This is a genomic window from Methyloversatilis universalis FAM5 (genome assembly GCF_000214035.2).
GTDB lineage: Bacteria > Pseudomonadota > Gammaproteobacteria > Burkholderiales > Rhodocyclaceae > Methyloversatilis > Methyloversatilis universalis.
In genome coordinates this window covers 38,780-55,950 of record NZ_AFHG01000058.1, presented here as the reverse complement: position 1 = coordinate 55,950, position 17,171 = coordinate 38,780, and the positions used below count along the sequence as shown (strand labels likewise).

Here is a 17,171-nt window from a genome sequence, read left to right as displayed (position 1 = left end):
TCACGATGAATGGCGGCGGTCGAACTCGACCAGTTGCTGCACGGCCTGATCGCCGGGCTGCCGGAACAGCGGGGCCGCGGCACGGATCTTTTCCAGCGGCCACGACCACCAGGCCAGTTCGAGCAGCGCCCGGATGGACGCGTCCGGATACCGGAAACGGATCACCCGTGCGGGCACGCCGCCGACCACCGCGTAAGGCGCAACATCGCGGGTGACCACGGCGCCGGCGGCGACGATCGCGCCGTCCCCGATGGTCACGCCGTCAAGCACCATCACGCCCGCGCCTATCCACACGTCGTTGCCTATCGTGACATCGGCCACTTCGTCGAAATGCAGCGCGTCGACGAAGGAAAAACCGGCCTGCGCCCGGGGCGAAAAGAAGGCGGGATGGGTGGACAGCCAGTGCGTCGGATGGCGGCTCAGGCCGCCGATCCGGGTGCGAGCCCCGATGCTGCAGAAAGCGCCGATCCGGCAGTTCTGGACACGCGCGCCGCCGATGTAGCTGGCCCGACCGACGCGCGCACTGAAGGCCAGTGTACCCGGCGTCAGCCGGTTGTAGCCCTCGAAGGTGGAGCGATCATCCGCATAGCTGAACACGGATGCATGGAAGCCGGGCAGGCGGCGGGCCAGCGCCCGCCGGCGCACCAGCACCCAGCGCAGCAGATCGAGCATCCGGCTCATGGCCGCACCGTCTGCCGGGCAGGGTCGGTCCACCCGACAAGACGCCGCAGCGGCGCAAGCTTCCGGTAGGCGAAATTCACGTAGCGGAGCCACTGCACCCGTCGGTAGTAACGGGCGAGCGTCGCCTTCGCTGCGGGGGACTCGACCGGTTCCGCCACCTCGACCTTGAGCCGCCCGCCCTGCAGCTGCACCGCATAGGGATCGAAGCGCCACTCCGCGCAATGAACACCGCTGCCGTCGATGCCGATATTGCTTACCAGCGACCGGACCGGGTAGAGGGACATGCGGTCGGCGAGCAGAGAGGCCGCATACCAGCGGATGAACCATGAATCGTTGCGGCCGGCGATCTGGTCCTTGAGCATGCGGGTGTAGTCGTGAGGCCCGTTGGCATCGAACGCGCCCAGCAGCTGCCGCGCCTCGAGTGCCTGCAGAAGCGCCGCTCCGTCAGACCGGAACAGGGACCAGCGGTCCTTCCAGGTGGCCCAGCCCCAGCTGTGCGGTGCACGCAGAAACAGGGTGTCGGCCGGGGTATCGAACATCACCGGATACATGTAGCCGCATACGCTCAGCACCCGCGGGTCATCAGCATAGGCATCGAGCGCGTCGTTCATGAAGGAGAGGAAACCGGGGGCGGTGGCCAGATCGTCCTCCAGCACGATGGCCCGGCCGAAGCGTCCGGTCAGATCGCTGACGCCCTCGATGATGGACCGGGCCAGACCCATGTTCGTGCTGCGCTCGACCACGGTCACCTGCGCAAAGCCGGTGACCGTGCGCACATACGCACGCACCTGCTCCACGAGCGGTGAAGCGGCAGGCGTGCGCGGGGCATCGGAAAAGATGAACAGCGGAGACGCCGCGGCCCCCTCGTTCGCGGCCAGCGCCTCGACGGTACGGCGCGTATGCTCCGGACGGTTGTAGACGAAGAGCGCGATCGGGGCGCGGGGCGTCACGGTTGGGAGAGGCAGCGGCGCATCCATAGTTCGGTACTCACCAGTCGATACACGTGATTGCCGCTGCCCTTGCGGCCCGAGGCGTGCCGGTCGATCAGGCGTGCAAGTGCCGCGCTGTCGCAGTATCTGCGTATGCAGGCGTCAGGCGCCAGCAGCAGATCGCGCACGAAGCGCCCGTTGTCTTCCGCCATCCACCGCTCCACCGGCGTGGGATAGCCTTGCTTGTCTTTTCGGGCCGAAATTTCCGGCTGCCCCGCCTGCAGCAAGTAGCGTCTGAGCAGCCATTTTGTACGCCCATCCGCGATCTTGAACGTCGCATCGCGGGCGAACAGCCACTCGACCAGACGGTAATCCATGAACGGCAGACGGGACTCGACGCCATGCGCCATGCTGACCGCGTCACCATACTGCAGCAGCGCCGGAAGGATATTTCTCGAATGGTCCTGGAGCAACCGTGCGGTCAGCAGATCGTGGCCCGCCGCCCGGCTGCCCGCCGGATGCGCTGCAGCGGCCCGGCCCTCCATGGATGCGCGGAAGGCCGGATCGAGCGCTGACGCCGCGCCGGCCAGCCCGCGGTTCGCCGTGATCAGCACCGGGAAGAGCTCGCGCAGCAGCCACTTGAACAGCACGGGCGCCGAAAAGGTCTGCGCGGAGGTCCTGACGGTACGGACCAGCGCGCCGAAGTCGGCAAACCCGCGCATGCCGCGAAGATGCTGCAGCACCGAAAGCGCTGCGTACTGCGGGTAGCCGCCGAGCGCCTCATCCGCCCCCTGCCCCTCGAGCAGCACATAAACGCCCTGCTGGCGCGCGGTCTTCATCAGGTGCCACAACGGATAGACCGCCGGAGAATAGCCCGGACTGTCCATGTGCCACGCGATATCCAGCAGCGTGTCCAGCCAGGACTGCTTGGGTGCTTCAACCTCCAGCGGTACGCTTCCGTAGGGACGGGCGGCGGCGGCGGCCCATCGCGCCTCGCCTCGCTCGTTCCCGCCATAGACCGAAGTGAAGCACTGCAGGCCTTGCGGAGACAGGCGCTGTGCCGATGCAAGGATGGCGGTGGAATCGAGGCCGCCGGACAGCGTGAGCCCCACCTTGACATCGCTGCGGGTGCGCAGCCGGACCGCATCGTCCAGCAGGCACGCAAACTCGCGGGCAGCCTCCTCCGGATCCTGCACGACGGACACCGGCGCAGGGTAATCCCAGTAGCGGCGGATCTTCGGTGCGCCGGCATCCGGACCGAACTCGGCGTAACAGCCCGCGGGCAGCGTCTTCACCGCTTCATAGAAGGTGTCTTCACCGGCGTGCAGTTCGCCTGCCGACAGAAACCGGAAGACGGTCGCATCGTCGGCTCGCCGCAGCTCGGGCGACAGTTCCAGCAGGGCCTTCGGTTCAGACGCGAAGGCCAGCCCCTCACGGGTGAGTGCGTAATGGAAGGGCTTCACGCCGAAGCGGTCCCGCGCCATGAACAGGGTGCGGGTCGCCGGCTGCCAGATCGCGAACGCCCACATCCCGTTCAGCCGGTTGAGCGCCTGCGGACCCCAGGCCCGGAAAGCGTGGAGGAGCACCTCGGTGTCGGTGGCCGTCCGGAACACGTGCCCGAGCGCCTCCAGCTCGGCACGCAACTCGAGGTAGTTGTAGATCTCGCCATTGAAGGTGATCACGTTGCCGAGCGCGGGATCCTCCATGGGCTGACGCCCTGCGCTGCTCAGGTCGATGATGGACAGCCGGCGATGCCCGAGCAGGATGCCGTCCGCGGCGTAGACGTCGCCGTCGTCCGGGCCGCGATGCCGCAGGGTGTCCAGCGCCCTGGCGAAACGCGCCCGCCCGTCCGTCGATTGCGTGGTGACCCACCCGAGAATGCCGCACATCAGCTCGACCCCGCACCCTGGGCAGCGGAACGCGTGCTCAACCTTGATTGCATGCCCGACCGGAATCGACGGAGCACACGGCGCGCCTTGATCAGCAGGACCGCAAGCTTCCCGAGCGGCGCCGGCATGTGCAGCATCAGTCTGAGCGTCAGGCTCACATACGGCACGCGGCTGGCCGCCTGTTTCATGCCCTCCAGCAGAGGGTCATCCACCCTGAGCCGGCAGGCACTCAGCATGATGAGCACATATACGAGCTGGTCGTAGATCTTCCGGTACTGCGTCCGGATGAACGCGGGCCCCAGCCAGTCGCAACGCCGCTCGACACGGTCCAGCATGATGTAGTTTCCGAAAACGATGCGGGCATAAGACAGCGGCTTGAACTGCCAGCCATTGACCGGCGTCAGTCCGACCACGTAGTTGCCGTCCAGGTGGCACCAGCGGATCGCGCGCGAGGACTCGACGAAGGCCCCCACCTGACAGAAATACGTGCCGAAATAGTGACTGATGTCCACGCCCTCCCAGAGCGCCCTCTTCATCACGAACAGCGGAAGAAAGGTGGGCAGCCATCCGCCGGTGCGGGCCAGAAAGCTGTCTATCCCGACGCCGAACTGATGCTGATCGCCGGCGACCGGCCGGATGGACGCACCGTCACTCTTGGCCTCTTCGACCCGCGTGTAGTTCAGGTGCAGGAAATCGAGTTCCGGACGCGCCAGGATCATGGCCGCAATCGCATCCAGCCCCTCGTGGAACAGGCGGTCGTCCTGACCGGTCAGCCACACGAAGCGCCCGCGCGCACGCGCCACGCAGGCGGCGAAATTGCGGTCCATGCCGAGGTTGCTTTCGTTGCGAAAGCACCGGAGACGCTGATCGGTCTGGCTGACCCGAACGACGAAATCCCAGGTCTCGTCGGTCGAGCAGTCGTCCGACACCACGATCTCGAAATCGCTGCGCGATGAGCGCAGCAGCTCGGTGATCAGCGTCTCGATGTACGGGTGACCGTTGTAGGTCGGAATGCAGACGGATATCAGTGGAGAGGTGCTGTCGGACATCGTTGAACCGGAAACATGCAGAGCGCCGCGGGTCGCCTATTTGGGCAAGCCGAGCATGATGTGGATGCAGCGCTGAAGTGCGACATCAGCCGAGCGATCCCTGTAGCGGACGGGCCGCCCTCAGCGCCCGAGCACCAGGCGATACAAGCGCCCGCGCAGCTTTGAATACGGGACCATGAAGTTCTGGAACGTGCGATCCCCAAGACAGGTAAGCGGAAAGAGCAGCCACCTCTCGACAGCGGCGAGAAAATGCATCAGCGGGCCCGACGAATTGGACATCTTCCTTATTGCATCGACCTGGGCGGAGAAAGCCCGCAGGACATCCGGTGCTGGCGCATCACCTCTCCAGCCTACAAAATAGAGATCCTGGCTCACCGGTATGTAAAAGAAGACCCACTTGCTGAACATGGCCGACAGATCGATATTTTTCAGAAAATCAGATTGTTCAAGATTCAGATAGTAATCCCATCCAATTTTCTGACTGCCGGGCGACTTTTCAGGCGAGGTCCGGGTTGTACCGTGCTCGAGCCGTCCGCGGGATGCACATGTAACAACTACCATACCGGAGCCCGAGGTCATCCGGTACATGTTGTTGAAAGTTTCAATCCAGAATGGATTATGTTCAAAACATTCGGAGGATATCGAAAGATCGAAGCTTTCGTCCGGCATTTTCAGCAGATGTCCAGACGAAACCACGTCGACGCCGGGGCCTTCAAAAAGATCCGCACCCAGGTACTCACTGCCATCGAATATCTTCCTGATCGAGCCATTTACATCATAGGACCCTATCTCGAGCACTCTGACGCCGCTCATCGATGGCAGGAAGAACTCACGAACCAGAGAGACGAATTTCAATTGTTGCGCATGCGCCATCTATAGATCTTTTCAAGTGTTCCCGAAAACACCACGCGGGCTGCGGTCAGCAGTATCGCCTGTGGCACCAGATACCACTTCCTCCAGTTTCTGAAAAATTCGCCCCAGATTATTCCGCCCAGATCTGCAGGTTTCACCCCGGATCGCATTCCCAGAATATTCTCAATGAAATCTGTCTTTTCGCGAGTCAGACTGACGCTGGGATAGGAAAAAAGCTGACGCGCCGTCTCCATATATCGCCTGTGATTATCATCCTGATATTCATCCACCATGCCGAGAGGCATCTCGGTATGGCTCAGATTTATCAGACGAGGCACACGTCCGAGAAGAAAATACGGAATCCCAAGCTCGACACAGTAAGCCAACTGCGACCCCCACTCCTGGGAAGACGCATAGGAGAATCTTGAAACAAGCTTGTAAAAGTTATCGACAAAATTATCCGCACTCGTATTTCCCGCGGTAACAATCGGGAAGCCATGTCGACGCAGCGTCTTGTACAAGCCTGACTTTATGTCGTGCATATGCAGGCAGAGAACGACAGGATGAAACTCCGGGGGCAAGGCACGCAACTGGTCAAAATACTCATCGCCACCACAGCCCTCAAGTTTGACGCCTGGAACGGTGTGCGTGTAGAAAACAAGGGTGCCCGAGGTCGAGTCCGCACGACGAAAGCCTTTAAGGCGCCGATAAGAGATCCACGGATGTTCGATATGAATCAACTTCTTTTTCGAAGCCGGATTCTTTTCGACCTTATCAGGGTGCCACGTAAAATGGACACTGCATCCGTTATTCAACTCATGGGGAAAAAGATTGGAATGAAGAGCTGCCCCGTGATCAGAGTACACATAAAGGGGAAACATCTTTGGATATCGAGCAGCCTCCCTGAAGCATTTTCCAAAACTGTAGACTTCAGCGGTCCAGCTGTAGCTGTGACGAATTTCGAAAGGACTGCGGATGCAGGCCGCCTCCAGTTCGTCATCCGTCATGCCAAGTGGGTTGATATGGACCATTGATAACGGAACAAAATGACTCAATCAGTGAAAGAAAGGCCATTCGCGTGGCCGCCGAGGTGAAGATACGGATGACTCACTTCAGCAAATCCCAAGACAAGGGCGTGCCACGCGCAACAGCAGAGGTAACAGCTCTGCCCATCACCACTTCATAGAACCCTGGTGCAAGCCCCAAACCGGGCCGGATTGCTCGTACATTCTGAGGCGTCAATACGTCGCCTGGCATAAGGTCCGCAGTAATGTAGAGAGAGCGCCGATACTGCAGGGACTTACGCTCGGCCTCCGTCGGCCCGTAGCTCACCTGGCCCAGCGCCTGCCAGGCGCGCTCGGTCTCCACCACCAGTTGCTCCATCTCATGTGGTTCCATCGAGAAGGTGGAGTCCACTCCGCCCTCGCTGCGGTCCAGCGTGAAGTGCTTTTCGATCACGCTGGCGCCGAGCGCAATACTGGCGACCGACACGCCGACCCCCATGGTGTGGTCGGACAGACCGACCTCGCAGCCGAACATTTCGCGCAGGTGCGGGATGGTGAGGATGTGAGTATTGGCCGGCGAAGCAGGATAGGTGCTGGTGCACTTGAGCAGCACTAGGTGCCGGCAGCCCGCCCCGCGGGCGGCGCGCACGGTTTCATCCAGTTCCGCCAGGGTGGCCATGCCGGTGGAAATGATGAGCGGCTTGCCGGTCGCCGCCACACGGCGGATCAGCGGCAGATCGGTATTCTCGAATGAGGCAATCTTGTAGCAGGGCACGTCCAGCGATTCGAGAAAGTCGACCGCGGTATCGTCGAACGGCGTGCTGAAAGGGATCATGCCCCGCGCGCGCGCGCGCTCGAAGATCGGTGCGTGCCAGTCCCACGGCGTATGGGCTTCACCATAGAGCCGGTAGAGCGAGGTGCCCGTCCACAGATTGCTCGGATCAGAAACGTAGAACTCGCGTTCCTCCAGATCCAGCGTCATGGTGTCCGGCGTATAGGTCTGGATTTTCAATGCGTGCGCGCCCGACTTTGCCGCGGCATCGACGATGGCTAGCGCGCGGTCGAGCGACTGGTTGTGATTGCCGGACATTTCGGCGATCACGAAGGGCGCCGCATCGCGCCCGATGCGGCGCCCACTGAGTTCGAATCCGGTAGGGGTCACGATGTCAAAGCCTCAGGAAGTTCAGCAGCACGTAGATCGACGGGTCGTAGGTGTTGGGCCGTCGCTCGTAATCGAGGAACAGGGCCGCATCAGCAATGTTCCACGAGACATGGCCCATGAGCAGCATGATCATCAGCGTGTCCGAACCTGACATGCGCAGGAAGGGCTCAGGTACGGTCGCCTCGAAATCCGTTTCCTGGACGCCCTCGGCCTGCAGATCGATCACGAAACGGCGCCGGCTGTCGGTGCAGTCAAGCACCAGGCGCCACTGCGGAAATGTCTGCCGGCGAGTCTGGACATCCCATAGCCGTTGCCGGGCATGCTGCATCAGCCGCTCGACGGGCACCGAACGTGCGAACATCACGCGTTCATGGTCATAGGGCTTATCCGCGAGGTGATCCGCAATGTACCGGTCCCGGTCGTCCTCGGAGAACATCCGGTAGGGTTCTGGCGGGTGTTTCGCGGCGGACTCGAGGTCGAAGGTCTGGCCCGAGTTGAGCAGAAGCAGACGGTCACCCAGACCTGCCTGCTCTACCTGCGATGCGACTACGCCCGGGCAGGAACCATGGGAGACGTAGCGGTTCAGATGCGAACGTGATCCACCCACGACGTACTGGTCCGCAAACGGCAACACGTAGCGTGGATCGATCTGCCGCGTGTTCTCTACGAAACCTGCGGTCCGTTGCTTCAGGATCCGGTCCTTCTCAGCCTGCTTCTGCCCGTCGGAGAGGTTCACGTAACAGCTGGGATAGCCGGAGCCCCCCGAATACGGCAGCAGCGCGAGATCGATCCGGGGATAGCGCTCCTTGAGATAGGCCACGCCAGCGGCATGAGGCTGGCAGTCGTTGGCATTGAAGATGACGTGGCCGTCCCAGCAGATCACGATGGACGAGTCAACCAGATAGGCCATCTCATTGGCCGGATCCGCTTCGATCATGTCCACGAAAAGATCGTCCGACAGTTGCATCCCCTTTCTCGGGGGAACCAGGTGCACCTTGTCGAAATTGAAATCGTTCGCTTTCAGGAACTGAGCGACGAAATTGGGCTGGCGATCCATGATGATGATTTCGGCATCCCGGTTGATATGCCGGATCGTTCCTGCCGAACAATGGTCCTCATGGATGTGCGAGATATATACGTAGTCGAATCTGCCCAGATCCTGAATCTCGGCCGCTGCCGGTGGCCAGTGAAACCACGACCCGTGAAATATCCCGTCGTCGAGCCAAGGATCGAACAGCATGCGCTTGCCGCGGTGCTCGAGAATGGCCGTCGCACCGCCGATGTTGGTGAACTTCATGCCCGGCCTCCGTCCTTTGACGCGTAGGCAATGACCTGCCGGCCAAGATCGACGCTGGCAAGCGCCTGGTAAAAGGTTTCCAGAACATCGGTTCTGCCGAGCCTGCGCAGATTCAACTCGAACGCCATGCGCCGCTCATGGCATTGCCGCCCAAGTTCACGATCGCCCACATACTTGTCGCCCATCAGAAGAAACATCTCAAGCGGAAAACTGGACTCAAGGTGCGAGACGGTGAAACCGGACGCGTCCAGCAATCGCTTCAGTGTGGATGCGCTGAAATAGTTCAGGTGGGCCGGCGGCGCAACCCACCACTGCGACAGACCGTGCAGCTCCTGACCCGCCACCTGGAACGCGTTGAATTCGTTGGGCACCTCCACGATCAGGAGCCCACCATCCTTCAGCACGTTCCGCTGGATCTCCTGGATGACGGTCACCGGATCCGACAGATGCTCCAGAACATTCATGAGCATCACCACGTCGAAACGTCGGCCGGCAAATACGTCCATGCGTTCCATGCCTGCCTGAACACCCTCAAGCCCGCAGGACTGAACGTAGGCCACGGCCTCGGGCGCGGGATCGAAACCCGAGCAGATGGCTCCACGGGATGCCAGATAGCGCATGGTCTGACCCCAGCCGCACCCGATATCCAGAATGCTGACACCCGCCAGCGGGCGCCCCAGCAGCGATTCAATCCGGCGCGCGATGTCTTCACGGTGGGCATCATGAAACTCGCGATCAGCCTCCTGCACCTCCAGAGCGGAGTTGTTGAAGGCCTTGTACTTCGTGCTGTAGAACTCCTCAGCGTAGAAGCGCGTGATTTCCTCCTGCGAGGGCGTCGGCTTCACCTGAAAGAAGCCGAAGTCAGGATGTTGTTCCAGCCGATAGCGAGCGTCGTTTGTCATGGGTTCTCCTGGAATATCTTTGCGGTTTCCTCTAATGGCCGGATGTAGCGACTTGCGCCTTCCCAGCCGAGATGCGCCACCACATCCAGTATCGACAGATGGCTGACAAAGGCTGCGGTGTTCCGTTGCGTGTAGGTAGCGGGCTGAAAATCGTGCACCCACAGTCGCGCCGGGGATAGTTCAGGAAAGCGGTCTTCCTGAAGGTACTCCAGAGCACCTGGCGGGGTGACGTATTCGGTCGCGCCCAGTTGCGCGAGGATGTCGATCAGGCGCCTCGTACGTGAGCCGCCTGTTCCGAGCACGCTGCTGCGCACGGTGGGCGTGGCGATGTCCAGCTTGCCCCGCAGCACCTCCAGCACGGCAATGTTCAGATCGGCCAGATGCACCAGAGACGTGTTCGACAAGGGCTCAACCGCCTCGAGCATCTCTTGCGCATATTTCTCCCGGGCATAGGTGTTGGCCAGAAGCGTCCGGTGCTTGCGACGCCACGGCGCAGCGTCATCAACACGCACCTCGTTGATGCTGGCGCCGAGGTGGCCCCTGAGTACGGGAACAGTCAGCCAGCCCGGCGCACCGTTGGCCAGAATCCGGTTGCGGTGATGCCAGGACGACCTCTCGAACTGCGCATCGTCGAGATACACGAAGCAGTCCACCTGTGCCATCAGGTTGAGGTAGCCTGCCCACGGCATGTAGGTCGGCTGCATGATTGCGCACTTCACCGCGCCCCCTCCTTGCCACGGCGAGCCATCCACTCGTGTTCGAGAATGGACCAGCGATGCTGGCTGGTGAAGGTACCGTTCCAAAGCAGCGCATCCCGCTCGGTACCTTCGAACACGAAGCCGTGCTTGCGGTACAGCGCTGCGGCTGCGACGTTGTCTGGCAAGGTATGAAGCCAGACTCGATGCAGGCCGAGTTCGTCGAATGCCTTGGTCAAGGTCGCCGACAGCGCCCTGTCACCCAGCCCTTGGCCCCGGGCAATCGGTTCGCCGATGTAGATCTGGAAATAGCCTGATCGATGCCGCTGCGTAAGCTTGAGCAAGACATTGCCGACGTGTCGACCGGTCGGATCGACGATCGCCCAGATCAGCGTATCGCCGTTGGCGTCGACCCATGACCGGTGGGATGCTTCAGTAACTGTACGCCGCAGGCCGAAACTGGCCTGGATGTCTGCGGAATTGAGCCATTCGACGGTCTTCCTGTCGTGACTCGTCTGATAGGTGGCCAGCACCTCGAATGCGCCCCGCTCGCTGGATTCAGGCATCGCCCCTCCCGCTGCCCTGCAGCCGCCGCAACAGGCGCTCGACACCTCTGCCGTCTACGGCGGACAGCCCAAAATTTCGCATGGCCGCGCGCGCGGCATCATCCTGCAGGAAATCTCGGATCCGGGACCTGAGCTCCGGCACTTTCAATTCCCAGGCCGGGCCGAGGAAACGACACAGCCCAAGCCGGTCGAGTCCCTCGAGGATGGGAATCTGATTCGGTGCGGTAGCCAGCAAGGCGGACGGCAAGCCAATGCAGGCCCGCTCCCAGGTCGCCGTACCCGGCGAGCCCAGGGCCACGCTGCAGGTCGCATAGTGACGCGCCATGTCATCGACCTGACGGACCCAATCCAGGCGGCTCCCGTGGCGTTCCATCAGCCGGTCCATGACCTGCTCGCTGCATATCCCCACTGCAGACACATCCAGGTCAGGTTCCACGTCCATCATGATGTCGATGCACTCAGGCATCCATTCCGCCGCTGAACCTCCGCCGAAAAATACATGTGCCCTGCGCACTTCGGGCCACAGGGGGGCACGCCCGTGATTCAGTGCAAACGCCGGCTTGAGCATGGCGTAACGCGAGCCCAGCAGCAGGTCAGCCGGTCCGGACACCCACCCGGCATAGTCACTCGTCTGCCGCCCCAGGCCCGGATCGACCAGAACATCGCAATCGTGGGCTCGATCCGCCAGATCGTCGACCACCAGAATGGATGAACTCAAGGATCGAGCCACGCGCTCCCATTGAGCGTCGAGGCCATAGTGGTCCACGACCCACCAGTCCACCGGCGTTGCAACGCTGCGGGCGTACCCGACGCATCCCCGGGCGTCTTCAGCCGGATCGCAGTCTTCGGGCAGGTCCAAAGAAAACACCGTGTGCGAGCGGCCATCGAGGAGACGTCTGGAAACGGCGTTCTGATGCCGGACCAGAAAATGGCATGTACCGCCCTGACCGGCAATGGCGTCGGCAAGTACGAGACATCGCGTCAGATGCCCCGCGCCGATATGGTCGGATGCATCCGTTCGGAAAAAAACGTTCACGTCTCTGCCTTCAGAGCCAAGGCCATGTGCAGCGCCTCAGCAAGCAGCCAGTCCTCCGGCGTGTCGATATCGACCACGCGGTGTCGCGGGAGAACCACGGCCACCGACTTCTGAAGGAATGGCGAGCGTCCATCGACAAAGGCGGCCGACGTTCCCCAGCAGAACTGCCCGGCATCGTGAAAAGCGGGCTCAAGATCCTGCGATCGGGTCAGCGAGTGCTCTGTCGAGAACATGCTCACCCCCCCCTTCGCGTCCAGCCTCAGAGCACGCTGGATCGGGTGACCATAGCTGGCGACGCCGAAGCAGAAGTCGCTGCCGCTCCGGACCATGCGCTCATAGGCGTCGGTCAGGACAGAGGGCTCAAGCAGAGGCGCAGTCGGGTAGATGCAGCAGACGTGCTCCGGATTGAGCCCCTGGTCCACATGCCATTCGATCGCATGGCGCACCACCGGCATGATGCCAGTGTGGTCATCCGCCAGTGCAGCGGGCCGCGAGAAAGGAACGAGACCGCCCCACTCGCGAGCTACAGCGGAGATTTCGGGGTCATCAGTGGACACCACGACGCGGTCGAAGCACCCGCTGGCAATCGCGGCCTCGATCGACCAGGCAATCATGGGCTTACCGCCGAACAACCGTATGTTCTTGCGCGGAATCCGCTTGCTGCCGCCGCGCGCGGGGATTACGGCAAGCCTCACGATGACAGCACCTCGGTCAGCGCCTGCACCACGGCATCCTGGCGATCCTCACCCAGGGTGTGGAACATGGGCAGGCTGATCGCTTCCCCGTAGTACCGCTCCGCTTCCGGACAGTCACCCGGCCGGCAGCCGAGCTGCCGATAGTAGGGCTGCAGATACACCGGGATGTAATGCAGATTGACGCCGATGCCACGTGCGCGCAAAGCTTCAAAGACATCCCGATGGCTGCTCGCGATTTCATCGAGCCTGAGCCGGATGACATAAAGATGCAGCCCGGAGTAGCTGTCCGGGTGCTGCCAAGGGGTAATCAGCGGCAGCGAGGACAGCAAACAATCGTAGCGATGAGCGAGCGCATGACGCTCCGCCACATACGCGTCCAGCCGCTGCAGCTGACTCAGGCCCAGCGCAGCCTGCAATTCGGTCATGCGATAGTTCAGCCCGAGCTCCAGCTGCTGGTAGTACCACGGACCGTCGGGCAAATGAGTCATTTCGTCGGGATCGCGCGTGATGCCATGGGAGCGAAGTCGCGCCATGCTCGCAGCCAATGCCGGATCCTGCGTCAGCGCCATGCCGCCTTCGGCCGTGGTGATGATTTTTACCGGGTGGAAGCTGAATACCGCGATATCGCTGTATCGACAGTTGCCGATGAACTCCCCGCGATACTTTCCGCCAATCGCGTGCGACGCATCCTCGATGATGCGAAAACCGTAGCGTTGGCCAAGCGCATGGATCGCCGCCATGTCGCAGGACTGCCCGCTCAGGTGCACAGCAACCACCACCTTGGGCAACCGACCCTGGCGTGCGGCGCCTTCGAGCTTGCGCTCAAGGGCCACCGGGCAAAGGTTGTAGGTACGCGGATCGATGTCGACGAACTCCACATCCGCACCACAGTAGCGGCCGCAATTGGCAGAAGCCACAAAGGTCACGGGCGAGGTCCACAGGCGGTCACCCGGGCCCAGACCCAGCGCAAGGCACGCAATGTGCAGAGCGGACGTCGCGCTGTTGACCGCGACGGCATGGGCCGCACCCACATGTCGTGCCACAGCTGCCTCGAAGAGCGGTACCACCGGCCCCTGAGTTAGATAATCTGACTGCAGCACCTCAACCACCGCCGCAATATCAGCGGGTGTGATCTCCTGTCGACCATAGGGAATCATGCTCAGATACTTCCGATCTTGTCGCGATTAGCGTCCATCCAGACCTGCAACTGCTCAGCACTCATCCACTCCTGATTGTTGTCGCTGGCGTATACGAAGCCTTCGGGCACCCTGCGCCCGTCCTTGATGCGCTCCGCACTGGTCGACCAGTTGTTGATTGCAGGCAGTATCTTGAAATGATGAGCGTATTCGTAGGTGTAGTACGCATCCTCCGCGCTGATCATCTGCTCATGCAGCTTTTCGCCAGGGCGAATCCCGACGATCTCGATGCGCGCTTGCGGCGCAATCGTCGCCGCCAGATCAACGACCTTCATCGAAGGAATCTTCTTGACGTAGATCTCGCCACCTTCCATGTCAGAAAAGGCGTGCCACACCAGTTCGACACCTTCCTCAAGCGAGATCATGAAACGCGTCATGCGCGCGTCTGTCACCGGCAGCACGCCGCTGTCCCGAATAGACATGAAGAATGGAATCACCGAACCGCGCGAGCCCATCACATTGCCATAGCGCACCACGGCAAACCGCGTCTCATGCCCACCTGCATACGAATTGCCGGCAACGAACAGCTTGTCCGACGCCAGTTTGGTCGCACCGTACAGATTGACCGGACTGCTGGCCTTGTCGGTCGACAGCGCCACCACGCGCTTGATGCCTTGGTCGATGCAGGCATCGATCAGGTTCATCGCACCGATCACGTTCGTCTTGACGCATTCGAAAGGATTGTATTCGGCTGTCGGAACGATCTTGGTCGCCGCCGCATGCACGACATGATCCACACCGTCGAGCGCGCGGTAGAGCCTGTCCTTGTCGCGCACATCCCCGATGAAGAAGCGTACGCGCGAATCACCCTGGTACTTCTTGGCCATCTCCCACTGTTTCATCTCATCGCGAGAGAAGATGATGATCTTTCGAGGGTTGTATCGCGCCAGAGTCATCGGCACGAACGTGTTGCCGAAGGATCCAGTCCCCCCGGTGATCAGAATAGAAGCATTGGTCAACATTGTGTTCAGTCCAGGGATGGGACAGCTTCGGGAGCCGTCTTGAAAAGTTGATCGAGCACTTCGGCCGGCGTACCGGTCTGCACTATGCGACCTCTTTCGAGCCGGCAAAGACGGTTGCACTGCTCTACCGTACTGAGCCGATGCGCCACGATGACAATGGTTTTCTGGCCATGCAGGGCCGCAATGGCCTTCATGACATCTGCCTCGGTACCCACATCGAGCGCACTTGTCGCTTCATCCAGTACGAGTATGGGCGGATCGCGATACAGCGCACGCGCGATACCTATGCGCTGGCGCTGCCCGCCAGACAGACGCACGCCACGTTCTCCGACAAACGTGTCCAGCCCTTCAGGCAACGCGGAAACCAGCTCATCCAGCTGAGCAAAGCTGATTGCCCGAGCAACGGCCTCTTCATCGATCTCATCTTCCGGCACGCCGAAAGCAACGTTCCGGCGTAACGAATCATCGGTCAGATAGATGGACTGCGGAACATATCCGATCAGTCTTCTCCAGCTCGACAGATCGGCCTGGATGGCCTGGCCATTCACCTCTACGCGTCCGGTTTCGGGCTCAAGCAATCCGAGCAGAAGATCGACCAGCGTACTCTTGCCGGATCCACTGCTGCCGACGATGCCAAACATCTCACCTGCCCGGATCTCAAGATTCAAATCCAGAAGCGCATGCTCGGAAGCACCGGGGTAGCGATAACTCACATCCTTCAATCCGAACGATTCCGAGAAGGAAAGGCTTTCTTCCGTCACCGCCTCGTCGCGCTCACTCGAAGAAGCCACCTTAGCAAGCTCCGAATGAATCAAGTCAAGTACCACGCGCCCGTAGCGCAAACCGTTGAGCGACGTCAGCACACGATTCACGGAGGGCATCAGGCGAAAAGCCGCACTCGCGAAGAGGCCGACCGCTGCCGCGATCTGCGGAGGCGTTCTGCCCTGTGAAAGCAGAACCGAAACCAGCACCGCAACGCCGAAAACCGCCGTGAATTCGAGCCATAGGCGCGGCCACTGCTGGAGACATAGCTGCCGCCCGCCGACCTTTGACACCACTTCGTTATGCACGGCAAATTGCCGAAGAAAGGCGGGCGCCCGTCCGAGCATCTGAACATCCTTGATGCCCGCCAACCCCTCCTGGATCAGTTGCAGGCGCGTGCCGTCATGAGACTGTCGCTCCTTGCCCCAACGGGTTACCCGTTGCCTCGATGACCGCAGAAAAATCACCGATGGCACGCCGGTGACGAGCGCCACGACCACCGCGCCCAGTGGTTCCAAATAGAAGAGCAGGCCGGATATGCCGACCAGAACGATCACTTCGGTAATCAAGAGCAGGCCGGGCACCAAGGCATGGGTGCAAAAGTAGGAGGCCTCGGTCGTTACGTTCCGGATGAGCTGTGCCGAATTGTTCTGAAGATGAAAGATATATGGCTGGTTCAGATACCGGGAAAACAGCTTGTGTGCGACCCGCGCCTGAACGGCAAAAGCGAAGGCCGCCTGCTTCCATGCAAGAAAGCCGAGAAACAGGGTTTTCAGAAAATAGACGGCCGCAAGCGCAACGACTGCGCCAAATGCCAGCATGGTTTTGGACGGATGGCCCAAAAAACCCAGCAGACCTGCAACGGCCGGGCTGTGCGCTGCCAGATCATCCTGAACAAGAAGCGCCATTGCCGGTACCACCAGGCCGATACCCAGTGTTTCAAAAACCATGCCGACCAGCATGAGCAGGAACAGCCCCCCCGCCGCCCTGCGCTGGTCAGGATCGAGCACCGCGAACACCTTGCGGGCCGCCGAAAACCGGGACGCTGCGCCGCTCATTGCCCGGCCTCTTCCTGCAAGACTTCGCCCGTCTGAACGTTCATGCGGCGCGCCTCGTTCTGCAGTTCCTCGATCTCCGAGCGCAGGGTTTCGTACTCCTGCAGCTTCTGCTTCAGATAGCGAAGCGACACCCGGGCCTTCTCCTCGAAACCGGCGGGCGTCAGGAAATACATATAGGCGAGCTTGTTGCGGCTGTTGCGGAAATTGCGCGCCTTGACCAGGCCGCGCTCGATCAGCGCGTTGAGGCAGAAATTGACCTTGCCCACACTGATGCCCAGCGCCTGCGCGAGCTGTCGTTGCGACAGTTCGGGGTTTGCTTCCAGCAATTTCAGCAGGCGGTATCGGGTCTGTTCGTCAAGCATCGTGCGTTCATTGATTGAACGCCCGAATTACACACGCAGCCGCCCTCACTGTCAATTCGGCCGACATCCGGCTG

At 61.2% G+C, this 17,171-nt stretch carries 17 protein-coding genes; all 17 read right to left on the bottom strand.

Annotated features, from left to right (window positions below):
• Nucleotides 1-681, bottom strand: a complete 681-nt coding sequence (locus METUNV1_RS17255; RefSeq protein ID WP_008064012.1) for a CatB-related O-acetyltransferase — start codon at nt 679-681, stop codon at nt 1-3.
• A complete protein-coding gene (locus tag METUNV1_RS17250; RefSeq protein ID WP_008064011.1) occupies nt 678-1,658 on the bottom strand; it encodes a glycosyltransferase in 981 nt (326 codons plus the stop codon). The genes METUNV1_RS17255 and METUNV1_RS17250 overlap by 4 nt, the downstream gene beginning before the upstream one ends.
• Nucleotides 1,628-3,499, bottom strand: a complete 1,872-nt coding sequence (gene asnB, locus METUNV1_RS17245) for an asparagine synthase (glutamine-hydrolyzing) (protein WP_008064010.1) — start codon at nt 3,497-3,499, stop codon at nt 1,628-1,630. Before asnB ends, METUNV1_RS17250 begins: the two co-directional genes overlap by 31 nt.
• Nucleotides 3,499-4,548: a glycosyltransferase family 2 protein gene (locus METUNV1_RS17240; RefSeq protein WP_008064009.1), complete on the bottom strand. Its 1,050-nt coding sequence runs from the start codon at nt 4,546-4,548 to the stop codon at nt 3,499-3,501. Before METUNV1_RS17240 ends, asnB begins: the two co-directional genes overlap by 1 nt.
• Nucleotides 4,549-4,668: 120 nt before the next feature.
• Nucleotides 4,669-5,421, bottom strand: a complete 753-nt coding sequence (locus METUNV1_RS17235) for a methyltransferase domain-containing protein (protein WP_051165324.1) — start codon at nt 5,419-5,421, stop codon at nt 4,669-4,671.
• Nucleotides 5,400-6,431, bottom strand: coding sequence for a hypothetical protein (locus METUNV1_RS17230; RefSeq protein WP_157257868.1), 1,032 nt, complete (start codon nt 6,429-6,431; stop codon nt 5,400-5,402). The genes METUNV1_RS17235 and METUNV1_RS17230 overlap by 22 nt, the downstream gene beginning before the upstream one ends.
• A gap of 76 nt (nt 6,432-6,507) precedes the next feature.
• Nucleotides 6,508-7,566: a pseudaminic acid synthase gene (gene pseI, locus METUNV1_RS17225; RefSeq protein WP_008064007.1), complete on the bottom strand. Its 1,059-nt coding sequence runs from the start codon at nt 7,564-7,566 to the stop codon at nt 6,508-6,510.
• Between the two features lie 4 nt (nt 7,567-7,570).
• Complete coding sequence (locus METUNV1_RS17220; RefSeq protein ID WP_008064006.1) at nt 7,571-8,863, bottom strand: MBL fold metallo-hydrolase; 1,293 nt, start codon at nt 8,861-8,863, stop codon at nt 7,571-7,573.
• A complete protein-coding gene (locus METUNV1_RS17215; protein ID WP_008064005.1) occupies nt 8,860-9,765 on the bottom strand; it encodes a class I SAM-dependent methyltransferase in 906 nt (301 codons plus the stop codon). The genes METUNV1_RS17220 and METUNV1_RS17215 overlap by 4 nt, the downstream gene beginning before the upstream one ends.
• Complete coding sequence (locus METUNV1_RS17210; RefSeq protein WP_139026399.1) at nt 9,762-10,469, bottom strand: WbqC family protein; 708 nt, start codon at nt 10,467-10,469, stop codon at nt 9,762-9,764. The genes METUNV1_RS17215 and METUNV1_RS17210 overlap by 4 nt, the downstream gene beginning before the upstream one ends.
• Nucleotides 10,470-10,480: 11 nt before the next feature.
• A complete protein-coding gene (locus METUNV1_RS17205) occupies nt 10,481-11,026 on the bottom strand; it encodes a GNAT family N-acetyltransferase (protein WP_008064000.1) in 546 nt (181 codons plus the stop codon).
• Complete coding sequence (gene pseG / locus METUNV1_RS17200; protein ID WP_081471385.1) at nt 11,019-12,062, bottom strand: UDP-2,4-diacetamido-2,4,6-trideoxy-beta-L-altropyranose hydrolase; 1,044 nt, start codon at nt 12,060-12,062, stop codon at nt 11,019-11,021. The genes METUNV1_RS17205 and pseG overlap by 8 nt, the downstream gene beginning before the upstream one ends.
• Nucleotides 12,059-12,757 (bottom strand): pseudaminic acid cytidylyltransferase, encoded by a 699-nt coding sequence (gene pseF, locus METUNV1_RS17195; RefSeq protein ID WP_043360231.1) that lies wholly within the window; start codon nt 12,755-12,757, stop codon nt 12,059-12,061. The genes pseG and pseF overlap by 4 nt, the downstream gene beginning before the upstream one ends.
• Complete coding sequence (pseC, locus tag METUNV1_RS17190; RefSeq protein ID WP_043360227.1) at nt 12,754-13,914, bottom strand: UDP-4-amino-4,6-dideoxy-N-acetyl-beta-L-altrosamine transaminase; 1,161 nt, start codon at nt 13,912-13,914, stop codon at nt 12,754-12,756. The genes pseF and pseC overlap by 4 nt, the downstream gene beginning before the upstream one ends.
• A 2-nt stretch (nt 13,915-13,916) precedes the next feature.
• Nucleotides 13,917-14,915 carry a UDP-N-acetylglucosamine 4,6-dehydratase (inverting) gene (gene pseB, locus METUNV1_RS17185; protein ID WP_043360225.1) on the bottom strand — a complete coding sequence of 333 codons (999 nt, stop codon included), beginning with the start codon at nt 14,913-14,915 and terminating at the stop codon, nt 13,917-13,919.
• Between the two features lie 5 nt (nt 14,916-14,920).
• Nucleotides 14,921-16,735: an ABC transporter ATP-binding protein gene (locus METUNV1_RS17180; protein ID WP_008063992.1), complete on the bottom strand. Its 1,815-nt coding sequence runs from the start codon at nt 16,733-16,735 to the stop codon at nt 14,921-14,923.
• Entirely contained in the window at nt 16,732-17,097 is a 366-nt protein-coding gene (locus METUNV1_RS17175) for a MarR family EPS-associated transcriptional regulator (protein WP_008063991.1), read from the bottom strand. Before METUNV1_RS17175 ends, METUNV1_RS17180 begins: the two co-directional genes overlap by 4 nt.
• Between the last annotated feature and the right edge of the window lie 74 nt (nt 17,098-17,171).

Coding starts and splice junctions, on each gene's coding strand:
- METUNV1_RS17215 (WP_008064005.1), bottom strand. CDS start 9,765: ATGACAAACGACGCTCGCTATCGGCTGGAACAACATCCTGACTTCGGC.
- METUNV1_RS17205 (WP_008064000.1), bottom strand. CDS start 11,026: ATGCCTGAATCCAGCGAGCGGGGCGCATTCGAGGTGCTGGCCACCTAT.
- METUNV1_RS17255 (WP_008064012.1), bottom strand. CDS start 681: ATGAGCCGGATGCTCGATCTGCTGCGCTGGGTGCTGGTGCGCCGGCGG.
- METUNV1_RS17210 (WP_139026399.1), bottom strand. CDS start 10,469: ATGCAGCCGACCTACATGCCGTGGGCAGGCTACCTCAACCTGATGGCA.
- METUNV1_RS17175 (WP_008063991.1), bottom strand. CDS start 17,097: ATGCTTGACGAACAGACCCGATACCGCCTGCTGAAATTGCTGGAAGCA.
- pseC (WP_043360227.1), bottom strand. CDS start 13,914: ATGATTCCCTATGGTCGACAGGAGATCACACCCGCTGATATTGCGGCG.
- asnB (WP_008064010.1), bottom strand. CDS start 3,499: ATGTGCGGCATTCTCGGGTGGGTCACCACGCAATCGACGGACGGGCGG.
- pseB (WP_043360225.1), bottom strand. CDS start 14,915: ATGTTGACCAATGCTTCTATTCTGATCACCGGGGGGACTGGATCCTTC.
- METUNV1_RS17230 (WP_157257868.1), bottom strand. CDS start 6,431: ATGGTCCATATCAACCCACTTGGCATGACGGATGACGAACTGGAGGCG.
- METUNV1_RS17250 (WP_008064011.1), bottom strand. CDS start 1,658: ATGGATGCGCCGCTGCCTCTCCCAACCGTGACGCCCCGCGCCCCGATC.
- METUNV1_RS17180 (WP_008063992.1), bottom strand. CDS start 16,735: ATGAGCGGCGCAGCGTCCCGGTTTTCGGCGGCCCGCAAGGTGTTCGCG.
- METUNV1_RS17220 (WP_008064006.1), bottom strand. CDS start 8,863: ATGAAGTTCACCAACATCGGCGGTGCGACGGCCATTCTCGAGCACCGC.
- METUNV1_RS17235 (WP_051165324.1), bottom strand. CDS start 5,421: ATGGCGCATGCGCAACAATTGAAATTCGTCTCTCTGGTTCGTGAGTTC.
- METUNV1_RS17240 (WP_008064009.1), bottom strand. CDS start 4,548: ATGTCCGACAGCACCTCTCCACTGATATCCGTCTGCATTCCGACCTAC.